At 75.9% G+C, this 11294-nt stretch carries 11 protein-coding genes and 1 tRNA gene; 6 read left to right on the forward strand and 6 right to left on the reverse strand.

What is annotated here, in order from left to right:
• Nucleotides 1–61: 61 nt before the first annotated feature.
• Nucleotides 62–394, reverse strand: coding sequence for an ArsR/SmtB family transcription factor (locus ACFV4F_RS40290; RefSeq protein ID WP_380449148.1), 333 nt, complete (start codon nucleotides 392–394; stop codon nucleotides 62–64).
• Between the two features lie 178 nt (nucleotides 395–572).
• Between ACFV4F_RS40290 and ACFV4F_RS40295 the strand changes: the two genes are divergently transcribed.
• Nucleotides 573–1778: an MFS transporter gene (locus ACFV4F_RS40295; protein ID WP_380510445.1), complete on the forward strand. Its 1206-nt coding sequence runs from the start codon at nucleotides 573–575 to the stop codon at nucleotides 1776–1778.
• A gap of 4 nt (nucleotides 1779–1782) precedes the next feature.
• On the opposite strand, the gene ACFV4F_RS40300 is transcribed toward ACFV4F_RS40295, so the two are convergent.
• A complete protein-coding gene (locus ACFV4F_RS40300; RefSeq protein WP_380449144.1) occupies nucleotides 1783–2187 on the reverse strand; it encodes a nuclear transport factor 2 family protein in 405 nt (134 codons plus the stop codon).
• A 308-nt stretch (nucleotides 2188–2495) separates the two neighbouring features.
• On the opposite strand from ACFV4F_RS40300, the gene ACFV4F_RS40305 reads away from it, so the two are divergent.
• Entirely contained in the window at nucleotides 2496–2909 is a 414-nt protein-coding gene (locus tag ACFV4F_RS40305; RefSeq protein ID WP_380510460.1) for a MarR family winged helix-turn-helix transcriptional regulator, read from the forward strand.
• A 161-nt stretch (nucleotides 2910–3070) separates the two neighbouring features.
• Here ACFV4F_RS40305 and pgm read toward each other — a convergent pair whose 3' ends face one another.
• From pgm to ACFV4F_RS40320, 3 genes are all read right to left on the reverse strand, one after another.
• On the reverse strand, nucleotides 3071–4711 hold the full coding sequence (gene pgm / locus ACFV4F_RS40310) for a phosphoglucomutase (alpha-D-glucose-1,6-bisphosphate-dependent) (RefSeq protein ID WP_380445163.1): 1641 nt from the start codon (nucleotides 4709–4711) through the stop codon (nucleotides 3071–3073).
• 221 nt (nucleotides 4712–4932) lie between these two features.
• Nucleotides 4933–5232, reverse strand: coding sequence for a YciI family protein (locus ACFV4F_RS40315; protein WP_380445164.1), 300 nt, complete (start codon nucleotides 5230–5232; stop codon nucleotides 4933–4935).
• Between the two features lie 57 nt (nucleotides 5233–5289).
• Nucleotides 5290–5369, reverse strand: a tRNA-Tyr gene (locus ACFV4F_RS40320).
• A gap of 539 nt (nucleotides 5370–5908) precedes the next feature.
• On the opposite strand from ACFV4F_RS40320, the gene ACFV4F_RS40325 reads away from it, so the two are divergent.
• Complete coding sequence (locus ACFV4F_RS40325; RefSeq protein ID WP_380510448.1) at nucleotides 5909–6277, forward strand: hypothetical protein; 369 nt, start codon at nucleotides 5909–5911, stop codon at nucleotides 6275–6277.
• Between the two features lie 232 nt (nucleotides 6278–6509).
• On the opposite strand, the gene ACFV4F_RS40330 is transcribed toward ACFV4F_RS40325, so the two are convergent.
• Nucleotides 6510–8033, reverse strand: a complete 1524-nt coding sequence (locus tag ACFV4F_RS40330; RefSeq protein ID WP_380510451.1) for a multicopper oxidase family protein — start codon at nucleotides 8031–8033, stop codon at nucleotides 6510–6512.
• A gap of 355 nt (nucleotides 8034–8388) precedes the next feature.
• Here ACFV4F_RS40330 and ACFV4F_RS40335 point away from each other — a divergent pair, with 355 nt between their 5' ends.
• The 3 genes from ACFV4F_RS40335 to ACFV4F_RS40345 all read left to right on the forward strand — a co-directional run bounded on the left by ACFV4F_RS40335 (nucleotide 8389) and on the right by ACFV4F_RS40345 (nucleotide 11175).
• The gene (locus ACFV4F_RS40335; RefSeq protein WP_380510454.1) at nucleotides 8389–9765 is read left to right on the forward strand and encodes a pyridoxal phosphate-dependent decarboxylase family protein; all 1377 of its coding nucleotides are present in this window, start codon (nucleotides 8389–8391) and stop codon (nucleotides 9763–9765) included.
• Nucleotides 9766–9844: 79 nt separating this feature from the next.
• Entirely contained in the window at nucleotides 9845–10522 is a 678-nt protein-coding gene (locus tag ACFV4F_RS40340; RefSeq protein WP_380445168.1) for a hypothetical protein, read from the forward strand.
• Nucleotides 10519–11175 carry a DUF6875 domain-containing protein gene (locus ACFV4F_RS40345; RefSeq protein WP_380510457.1) on the forward strand — a complete coding sequence of 219 codons (657 nt, stop codon included), beginning with the start codon at nucleotides 10519–10521 and terminating at the stop codon, nucleotides 11173–11175. Before ACFV4F_RS40340 ends, ACFV4F_RS40345 begins: the two co-directional genes overlap by 4 nt.
• The last annotated feature ends 119 nt before the right edge of the window (nucleotides 11176–11294 follow it).

Consider the following 11294-nt stretch of genomic DNA (forward strand, 5'->3'; position numbering starts at 1 on the left):
CCCCCCCCCCCCCCCCGCCGCGCCCGCCCCCCCCGCGCCGCCGCGTTCGGGGCCGGGCCCGTCAGGGTGCCGGGGCGGGGGCGGCGGTGAGGAGGGCGTCGAGCAGGCCGGGGAAGCGGGTGTCGAGGTCGGTGCGGCGCAGGCTGACGAAGCGGTTGCGGCCGGCGACGCGGGTGGTGGTGACGCCCGCCTCGCGCAGGACGCGCATGTGGTGGGAGACGGTCGACTTGTGGAGGTGGTCCAGGCCCAGGCCGCGCGGGTCGCAGGAGTGCTCGGCGCCGTCGGCGTAGCTGAGGAGCAGGCGCATGCGCACGGGGTCGCCGAGGGCGGCCAGGACCGTGACGAGGTCGAGGTCGGCGGTGGCGGGCTGGGGCAGCCGCTCGTCTTCGGTCATGGCGCTCGGGTCCTCGCAGGGGTCACGGACGGCGGTGGGCGGTCGCGGGCGGTCGGGCATCGGGGCGGTCGGGGCACCGGGCACCGGGCCGTTGGTTTGACAATCATCCACCAATCCCTAGTGTTTGACGAGCGTCAAACTGTTGCGCGTTCGTCAAACAATCGGGGGGCTCCTTTCCATGCCCGTGCGCCTGCTCCTGCTCGCCCTCGGCACCTTCGCCGTGGGCACCGACTCGATGGTCGTGGCCGGCATCCTCGGCCCGGTCGCCGCCGACCTGGGGGTGTCCGTGCCGGCCGCCGGCCAGCTGGTCACCGTCTTCGCGCTCGGCTACGCGCTGCTGGCGCCGGTGCTGGCGGCGCTGACCGCCCGCTGGCCGCGCCGGCGACTGCTGCTGGCCGCGCTCGCGGTGTTCACCGCCGCCAACGCGCTCAGCGCGCTGGCGCCCACCTTCGGCGCGCTGCTGGCCACCCGGGTGCTGGCGGCGGCCGGGGCGGCGCTGTACACGCCGGCCGCCAACGCGGTGGCCACCGCGCTGGTGGCGCCCGAGCGGCGCGGGCGGGCGCTGGCCACCGTGCTGGGCGGGATGACGGTGGCCACCGCGCTCGGGGTGCCGGTGGGCACCTGGGTGGGGCGCGGCGACTGGCGGCTGACGATGTGGCTGGTCACGGCGCTGGGCCTGGCGGCGCTGACCGGGCTGGCGCTGCTGCTGCGCACCCTGCCCGCGCCCGCCGCACCCGCGGGCCTCGCGGCGCGCCTGGCACCGCTGGGGCGCCCGCGGGTGCTGGGGGCGGCGGCCACCACGCTGGTGTTCTTCCTCGCCTTCCAGAGCGTCTACATCTACCTGGCGACCGCGCTCTCCGGGGCGACCGGGGGCGACGCGGGCCGGCTGAGCACCGTGCTGGCGGTCACCGGCGCGGCGTCGGTGGCGGGCAGCTGGCTGGGCGGGCGCCTGGTGGACCGGGTGGGGGTGCGCCGGGTGCTGCTGACCGGTTCGCTGGTGGCGGCCGGATCGTTCGCCGCGCTGCCGTGGCTGGGGCGCAGCATGGCGGGGGCGCTGGTGTACGCGGTGGTGACGCCGCTGGCGGGGTGGGCGGTGTCGGTGGCGCTGCCGCACCGGATGGCGTCGCTGGATCCGGGTGGTGCGCCGTTGCTGATCTCGCTGAACTCCAGTGCGCTGTACCTGGGGACGGCGGCGGGCGGGGTGGCGGGCAGCTGGGCGATCGGGGTGCTGGGCGGGCGGTTCTTCCCGCTGGCGGCGGCGGTGCCGGCGCTGGTGGCGGCGGGTGCGGCGGCGGCGACCACGCGGGCGCGGCACGCCGCGGTGGTCGCGGGGACGCCGGCGGGGGCGGGGGTCGACCAGGTCCCCGCCCCGGTGCGGCGGTGAGGGGTCAGGCGCGGGCGGAGCCGAGGTCGCGGTCGGTCTCGGCGCCCTTGAGGAGCAGGGTGGTCTCCTCGATGCGGGCGAAGCGCCCGCAGGGGCCGAACTCGCCGAACACGTAGACCTCCATGCTGACCTCGCTGCCGTCGGTCTTGACGACGTGGACGGTGTGGCGGTCGGCGGTGCGGCCGTCGGCGTGGAACTCCTCGTGGACATCGATGGAGCCGGAGGCGACGACGGCGCGCAGGTGGCCGATGTGCTCGGCGAAGCCGGCGCGGTCGGCCCAGGTGCCGTCGGTGCGCTGGCGGTAGTCGGGGGTGAAGTGCCGCTCGATGGCGTCCTCCAGGGGCAGGGAGGGGGTGAAGAGCAGGTCGTTGATGGCGGCGGTGATGGTGGTGTGGGCGGCGGCGGTCATGAGAACGGCTCCTTCGGGCATGGGGGTGGCGCGGTCCGGGACGGCCGGAAACCGAGATGCGTGCGTCGCGCACGCTTTCTGGAAGAGGACTCTACACGGAATGCGTGCGCCACGCACGCTACGATCGGGGGGTGAACCACAGCCCCGACGCCTCCCCGTCCCCCGCCCCGCCCTCCCCCGTCCCCCCGGACACTCCCCCGGACACTCCCCCGGCCGTCCCCTCGGACGTCCCCTCGGACGCCCCCTCGGACGCCCCCTCGGACGCTCCCTCGGACGCCCCCTCGCTCGGCGACCCCTTCCCCGAGGCCCTGGCCGCCCTGCTGCGCCGCCCCGCCCGCACCGCCCTCTACCGGCGCCTGACCGCGGGTCTGGGCGAGGCCGTGGACGAGGTCACCTACCCCGTCCTCAGCGGCCTGGCCCGCTTCGGGCCGCGCAGCGCCGCCGACCTGGCCGCCGAGATCGGCCTCGACCGCTCCGGCGTCTCGCGCCGCGCCACCCGCCTGGAGGACGCCGCCCTGCTGCGCCGCGAGGCCGACCCCCGCGACCAGCGCGCCACCCTGCTCGCGCTCACCGCGGCCGGCGAGGAGGTGGTGGAGGTGATGCGCCGGCGCCTGGCCGGCGGCATCGAGGAGGCGCTCGCCTCCTGGCCGCCCGGCGAGGCGGAGGTCTTCGCCCGGGGCCTGGCCCGCTTCGCCGAGCAGGGGCCCTTCGGCACCCTCTAGGACACGCCCCGGGAGCCCGGCGCGGACGGCCCGCGCGGACGGCCCGCGCGGACGGCGGACGGCCCGGCGCGGAGGTACGTACGGACGCGCGCGGAGGTGCGGGCATGCGCGTGCCCCGGACCGCGGCGGCGCGGTCCGGGGCACGGCGGGCGGGCGGGGCGTCAGGCGCCGAGGACCTCGCCGACCAGGGCGCGGGCCTCCTCCTGCACCCGGGCCAGGTGCTCGGGGCCGTGGAAGGACTCGGCGTAGATCTTGTACACGTCCTCCGTGCCCGAGGGGCGGGCGGCGAACCAGGCGTTGTCCGTGCAGACCTTGAGGCCGCCGATGGCGGCGCCGTTGCCCGGGGCCTTGGCCAGCACCGCGGTCACCTTCTCGCCGGCCAGCTCGCCCGCGGTGACCTGCTCCGGGGCCAGGCGGGCCAGGCGGGCCTTCTGCTCGCGGTCGGCCGGGGCGTCCACGCGGGCGTAGGCGGGGGCGCCGTGGCGCGCGGTCAGCTCGCGGTAGTAGGCGCTGGGAGTGGCGCCGGTGACGGCGGTGATCTCGGAGGCCAGCAGCGCCAGCAGGATGCCGTCCTTGTCGGTGGTCCACACCCCGCCGTCGCGGCGCAGGAACGAGGCGCCGGCCGACTCCTCGCCGCCGAAGGCGATCGAGCCCTCCAGCAGGCCGTCGACGAACCACTTGAAGCCGACCGGGACCTCGACCAGCTCGCGTCCCAGGTCGGCGGCGACGCGGTCCAGCATCGAGGAGGAGACCAGCGTCTTGCCGACCGCGGCGTCCAGCGGCCAGTCGCCGCGGTGGCGGTAGAGGTAGTCCACCGCCACCGCCAGGTAGTGGTTGGGGTTCATCAGGCCGCCGTCGGGGGTGACGATGCCGTGCCGGTCGGCGTCCGCGTCGTTGCCGGTAGCGATCCGGTACTCGGAGCGGCGCCCGATCAGGGAGGCCATCGCCGACGGGGAGGAGCAGTCCATGCGGATCTTGCCGTCCCAGTCCAGCGTCATGAACCGCCAGGTCGGGTCGACCTCGGGGTTGACGACGGTCAGGTCCAGGCGGTGGGCCTCGGCGATGCGCCCCCAGTAGGCCACCGACGCCCCGCCCAGCGGGTCCGCGCCGATGCGCAGGCCCGCGGCGCGCACCGCGTCCAGGTCCAGCACGCGCGGCAGGTCCTCGACGTAGGCGCCCAGGTAGTCGTAACGGCCGGTGGTGGCCGCGGCCAGCGCCCGCGCGTAGGGCACCTTGCGCACCCCGCGCAGGCCCTCGCGGATCAGCTCGTTGGCGCGGTCCTGGATCCAGCCGGTCGCCTCCGAGCCGGCCGGGCCGCCGCTGGGCGGGTTGTACTTGAAGCCGCCGTCGCGCGGCGGGTTGTGCGAGGGCGTCACCACGATGCCGTCCGCCAGCGCGCGCGGGCTGCGCCGGTTGTGCGCCAGGATCGCGTGCGAGACCGCCGGCGTCGGGGTGTAGCCGTCGGCCGAGTCCAGCAGCACCTGCACGCCGTTGGCCGCCAGCACCTCCACGGCCGTCGCCTTCGCCGGCTCCGACAGCGCGTGGGTGTCCGCGCCCAGGAACAGCGGCCCCGCCACCCCCTGCAGCGCCCGGTACTCGCAGATCGCCTGCGTGGTCGCCGCGATGTGGTCCTCGTTGAACGCCGCGTCCAGGGACGAGCCCCGGTGCCCCGACGTCCCGAACGCCACCCGCTGACCCGCCTCCTGCGGGTCGGGGTGCAGCGCGTAGTAGGCCGTCACCAGCCGCGCCACGTCCACCAGATCACCCGGCTCGGCCTGCCGGCCGGCCCGTGCGTGTGCCATCCGTCTCTCTCCCGCCACAGTCCTGCGCGTCCTTGCCCCGTGCGACCGATCGTAGCCAGAACGCGACGGTGCCCCGTACCGGCGACCGGGACGGGGCACACTACACGCCTCCGGGAACACCCCGGGGCCACGACGGCCGGAACCGGACGAATCCGGACGATCTTCCGCCGGGAGCGGAACCGGCGGACGGACGGCGCGGCGGACGGACGGCGCGGCGGCGCTCAGGCGGGCAGCTGCTGGCGGTAGGCGTCCAGGGCGGGGGCGGTGACGGTGGCCAGGAACTCGGTGACGCGGTAGGCGCACACGCCCTCGCGCGCGAACGGGTCGGTGGCCGCCAGCGCCTCGATCGCGGCCCGGTCCTCGCCCACCGCGAGGATCACCCCGCCGTCACGCGGCACCTTGCGCCCGGAGGCCAGGAACGTGCCGTCGGCGTAGTGGCCGTTCAGCCACTCGACGTGCTGCGGCAGCAGGGCGTCGACGCGCTCCAGCGGGGCGGTGTACGAGAGCTCCAGAACGAACATGCGCCCAGGCTAGCCCCGCCCCGCCGGACACGTCCGGCCGGGGCGGGGGCTGCGGGGTGGGCGAGGGCGGATTCGAACCGCCACAGCCGAAGCGGGGGCTTTACAGGCCCTTGGGCTCACCAGTGCCCAGCTCGCCCTCGGAGGAAGAAGACGGGTCCTCAACTGCCGTGCGCGGCACGCGCGGAGAGCCGAGGAACCACAGAAGAGAAGCGCGGGAAGAACCGCGGAAACGGACGCGGAAACGGACACGGAAGCGGTGCTGGCCCAGCCCCGGCGGGCCGGCGGCGGCTTCAGCGCGCGGCGGGACGGCTCGCGCGATAACGCGGGGAACCCGGATAGGTGCGGTGCATCGCCAAGTCCCCCTTCGTCATTCGCGGTACGCGGTTGATCGCGTCGTCGGGGATCACTGTGCCGGGTGCACGGCGGGGCGGCAACCGGTTTTCCGCAGGGCCCGTCCCGGGTGTGTGGCGAGTCCAATCCTGCCAGGTCGGCGGGTGGTTGCGGTAGGACGCAGAGCACCCGGGTTTCGCCTTGTGCGCCCCTGGCGCCCACCCGCAGACTCGTCCGCATCCACCTCTCCGGTTCCGTGCCGGCTCCCGCCTTCGGGGGCCGGCGCGCGCCTCGTGCTGCGTGCGGGCCGGGGGCGGGGTGGGGCAGGGCGATACGAGGGGGCTCGATGGAGATGAACACGGACCGGGATCTGGTGCTCAGGGCGCGGATGCGGCTGCTGAGCCACGACGGGCGGGTGCTGCACGCGCCCGCCGGACTGGCCGTCTACCGGCTGCTGTTCGCGGTGAGCCCGCAGGTGTACGCCACGCGGCTGGCGTACGTCCTGGAGGAGTCGAGCCGCTCGGCGCAGGTCGCGCACCTGCCCGGGCGGCGGCGGGCGCTGCTCCAGGAGGCGCTGGCGGCGCTGGCCGTCGTCCCGGCGCACCACCCGCACCGGGCGAAGGTCCTGGAGCGCGTGGCGGCCGGGCTGCGCGCACTGGAGGCCGCACCGCAGGGCGCATCACAGACCGCACCGCAGACGGGGGCGGGGCGGTAGGCGCGGAGAGGGGCCGCCTGCGGTACGGCACGTGCTGTTTGACGGTCGGTCGGAGGCGGACGGGATGAGCAGCGGTTGGGCACCGCCGCGCGGGCCGGGGCCGTGGAGGGCGGCGGCCGGGGCCCGGTCCGGCGGGGGTCCCGGCGCCGGGCCGGGGCATCCGTGCGTCCTGAGCCGCCGGTGCCCGCCCTTGGGGGCCGTCCGGCGCACGGGCGGCCCCGAAGGGGGTGGGTCAGGAGATTTCCATCTGGGCCATCATGCCCATCGCGGAGTGGTCGAGCAGGTGGCAGTGGTAGGGGTAGCGGCCGCGGTAGGTGTCGAAGACGGCCTGCAGGCGCACGCTTTCGCCGGGCAGCAGGCGCACGGTGTCCTTGAGGCCGCACTCCTCGGGGCCGGGGGGCTGCCCGTTGCGCTGAAGGACGCGGAACTGGACGAGGTGGAGGTGGAAGTTGTGGGGGACGTCCTTGTTGGCGTTGGTGACCGTCCACACTTCGCTGGTGCCGTGGGTGATGGCGGCGTCCACGCGGTCGGGGTCGTAGGTCTTGCCGTCGATCATGCCGCGGGGTTCGGCGCGTCCGTCCTCGTCGACCTGCAGGACGACGGTGCGTTCGCGGTCGGGTTCGGGCAGGGCGGGCAGGGTGCGCAGGCGGGCGGGGACCGAGCTGGGGTCGTGGGCGGCGCGGGTGACGTCGAAGCGCAGGACCTGGCCGACGTGTTCGGGCGGGCCGGGGGGCATGGCGTTGGTGAGGGTGACGCCGGTGCCCACGCGGTAGCGGGAGAAGTCGATGACGACGTCGGCGCGCTCGCCGGGTGAGAGGTCGACGGTGTCGGTGACGTGGGGGCGTTCCAGCAGGCCGCCGTCGGAGCCGATCTGGGTGATCGGGCCGCCGTCCTCCAGTTTGAGGGAGAAGAAGCGCAGGTTGGAGGAGTTGAGCAGGCGCAGGCGGTACTTGCGGGCGGCGACCTCCACGCGGGGCCAGGGGCGGCCGTTGGCGAGGATGGTGGTGCGGTTGAACGGGTCGTCCATGCGGTAGACGAGGTTGCCGTCCGTGTCGAAGCGGGCGTCGCGCAGGGCGATGGGCAGGTCGTAGCGGCCCGAGGGCAGGGGCAGGGCGGCTTCGGTGGCGTCGGTGAGCAGGTAGAAGCCGGCCAGGCCGCGGTAGACGTGTTCGGATTCGGCGTGGTGGGCGTGGTCGTGGAACCACAGGTTCGCGTGGCTCTGGTCGTTGGGGTAGGTGTAGGTGCGGGTGCGGCCGGCGGCGATGAGGGTCATGGGGTCGCCGTCGCTGTCGGCGGGCACGCTGGCGCCGTGCAGGTGGACGGAGGCCGGCTCGTCCAGGAGGTTGGTCTGGCGCACGACCACCGGGCGCCCGGAGCGGGCGCGGATGACGGGGCCGGGGAAGGCGCCGTTGTAGGCGAGGACCCGGGCGGGGCGTCCGGGCAGGATCGGGGTGTGGACCTGGAGCATGGTGACGGCGTAGGTGTCGGCGCCGCCGTCGGTGGAGACGGGGCTGAGCACCGGGGGCAGGGGCATGGCCAGGGAGAACTTCCCGGCCAGCCGGGGGCCGGCGTCGGGTCCGGGGTCCGGCTGCCCGGTGGGGGTGGCGCTCTCGTGGACGTGGCCGGGGCCGTGGCGGTCGGCCGCGTCCGGGCCCGCGGGGGTGAGGGAGGCGGCCGGGCGCAGGGTGGTGCGCATCAGCAGGACTCCTCCCCCGGTCGCCAGGGCGGCGCCGATCATCCTGCGTCTGCTCACCATCGTGGGTCCTCCGGGGCGGCGGGTCTGTGGGGCTTGTCTGGAGCTGCGGGCCGGACTCGCGGACGGGGTGCGAGGCTTCGGGTCCGGGATCTTCCGGGGGCGATTGCAGCAGCGCCCGCTCGCGCGGCGGCGGAGTCCCGCTGGGGCCGGCGCCGTCCGTGCGGCGCAGGTCGCAGGTGTGCGGGGTGCGGGGTGCGGCGAGCTGGGCGTGTTGCGCGCCTGTTGCGCCGTGCGGGTCACCGTGGCTCGGGAAGCACTGGAGGATCCCTCGAAACGGCTCCAGGCAGCTGGAAGCCGCGCGCCGGCGTGGACGGCCCGCGGGGATCCGGGGGGACTCGAAGGGGAGGGCGGGAGCGTGGACCTGCGGTACTGGCTGGGCAGGGCGGCCGAGGTCGTCGAGCGGTGGGGCGAGCGGTTCGGGCCCTTCGAGCCGCACCCCTCGCACCACGTGGACGACGCGGACTTCGCCGCCGCGTTCGAGCGCTTCGCCAAGCGCCTGGAGCACAACTACCCGTTCTTCCATCCCCGTTACGCCGGGCAGATGGTCAAGCCCCCGCACCCGGCGGCCGTCGTCGGCTACCTGGCGGCGATGCGCTTCAACCCCAACAACCACGCCTACGAGGGCGGCCCGGCCACCAGCGACATGGAACGCGAGTGCGTGGCGGCGCTGGCCGCCATGTTCGCGCTGCCCGCCCACGTCGGCCACCTCACCAGCAGCGGCACCATCGCCAACCTGGAGGCGCTGTACGTGGCGCGCCAGAGCCACCCCGGGCGGGCGGTGGCCTACAGCGAGCAGGCCCACTACACGCACAGCCGCATGTGCCACGTCCTGGGGGTGCGCGGGGTGGCGGTGGCCGCCGACGGCCTGGGCCGCATGGACGCGGGCGCGCTGGAGGCGCTGCTGCGCGGCGGCGACGTGGGCACGGTGGTGGTCACCGCCGGCACCACCGGGCTCGGCGCCGTCGACCCCGTCCACGAGATCCTGCCGCTGGCCCGCCGTTACGGGGCGCGGGTGCACGTGGACGCCGCCTACGGCGGGTTCTTCGCGCTGCTCGCCGCCGACCCCGCCCAGGCCGCCGCCCTGGGCCTGGACCCGCGGCCCTGGCGGGCGGTCGGCGGCTGCGACTCGGTGACCGTCGACCCCCACAAGCACGGCCTGCAGCCCTACGGCTGCGGCGCGGTGCTGTTCGCCGACCCCGCCATCGGCCGCCACTTCGCCCACGACTCGCCCTACACCTACTTCACCGACGCCGAACTGCACCTGGGCGAGATCAGCCTGGAGTGCTCACGCGCCGGCGCCTCGGCCGCCGCGCTGTGGCTGACCCTGCAGCTCCTGCCGCTGACCCCCGGCGGCTTCGGCGCCGTCCTGGCCGGCGGGCGCCGCGCCGCCCTCGCCTGGGCCGACCTCATCCGGGACAGCCCGGACCTGACGCTCTACCAGCAGCCCGACCTGGACATCGTCACCTACCTGCCCACCGGCACGGGCCCGCTGTCGCTGGCGGGCACCGACGCCGCCGGCGAACGCGTCCTGCGCGCCGGGATGAGCGCCGAGGACGACCCCGTCTACCTGAGCCTGCTGCGCGTGGACGCCGCCGACTTCACCCGCCGCCACCCCGGCGCGCTCGCGGACGCCGACGGGGCGCGGATCCTGCGCAGCGTCCTGATCAAGCCCGAGGCCGAGCACTACCTGCCGCGCCTGCACGCGCGCGTCAGCGAACTCGCCCGCGCCTGAACCGGCTTCCCCCCGCGCAGCCCTTTTGTCCACCGATCCCGCCGATCGTCTACCGATCCCGCCGAGGAGAGTGTGTCCGTTGACCACCGCCACCCTGCGACCCGGCGCCGCCGCGCTCGCCCCCCTGACCCCGCCGCCCCCGCCCCCGCCCGCGGTCCGCCCCGCGCGCGACGGCGAGGAGGAACCCCTGGCCCGTACCCTGGCCGCCGCCTTCCACGACGACGCCCTGATGCGCTGGGCCTTCCCCGACGGCGCCCACCGCGCCCGCGTCCTGCCCGCCTTCTTCCGCGTCCACCTCGCCCAGTGCCTGGCCCACGACGGCGTCATGACCACCGACGCCCTGGACGGCGCGCTGCTGTTCCTGCCCCCCGGCGTGTGGGAGAACCCCGCCCGGCGCGACACCGGCGCCGCCCGCGCCCTGGACCGGGCCGTCGACACCGCCGCCCACCCCGAGGCCGCCCACCGCCTGGCCGCCATCACCCGCCTCCAGCAGCGCCGCCACCCCGTCCACCGCCCCCACTACTACCTGGCGTTCATCGGCGTGCGCCCCGTCACCCGCCACACCCGCACCGCCGCCGCCCTGCTCGCGGCCGTCACCGCGCGCATCGACGCCGACGGCCAGGCCGCCTACGCCGAGACCAGCTCCCCGGGCGGCGCCCACCTGTGCGCCACCCACGGCTTCACCCGCTTCGGCGAGGCCATCGCCCTGCCCGGCGGCGGCCCGCGGCTGCGCCCGATGTGGCGGGGGCCCAGGTGAGCGCCGTCCTGCGGGTCCACTCCGCCGCCGAGATCGACGCCGGCGCCGGCGCCGAGCGCCCCGAGGTCGCCCGCGTCCTGGCCTGGAGCCGCGCCTTCCTCACCGCCTCCCACCCCGACCTCGGGCGCACCGGCCCCGTCTGCCCCTACACCCAGCCCTCCCTGCGCCGCGGCCTGTTCCACATCGCCACCATCGAGGGCCAGGACGACGGCGACCTGCCCGCCCTCGTCGCCGGGCTGCGCACCTGGTACGACACCCTCCTGGACGGCCTGACCGAGGAGTCCGAGCGCGAACTGCTCACCATCCTGCTCCTGCTGCCCCACCTCGATCCCGCCGACTCCACCGCCCTGGACGAACTCCAGCGCAAGGCCAAGGACGACTTCGTCGAACAGGGCCTGATGATCGGCCAGTTCCACCCCGTCTGCGAGGAGGGCGGCCTGTGGAACCCCGCCTTCCGCCCGCTGCGCGCCCCCGTCCCGCTGCTCGCCGTGCGCAAACTCCTCGTCTTCGACCTGCCCTTCCTCACCGGCGACGAGACCCACCTCACCCACTACCTCGCCCGCTTCGCCCCCGCCATGCCCGCCCGCATCCGCGACCAGCTCGTCACCGGCATGACCGCCCGCACCAAGTCCCCCTCCCCCGTGGCCGCCTGACCCGGGCCCCCGGGGGGGGCCCCCCCCCCCCCCCCGCCGCCCCCGGCCCCCCCCCCCCCCCCCCAACAAAAGGTGAGGGAGCCCGACGGGGACGCCCGCGCCCCCCCCCCCCACCCCCC

It is taken from the genome of Kitasatospora sp. NPDC059722, assembly GCF_042733235.1.
Classification (GTDB): domain Bacteria; phylum Actinomycetota; class Actinomycetes; order Streptomycetales; family Streptomycetaceae; genus Kitasatospora.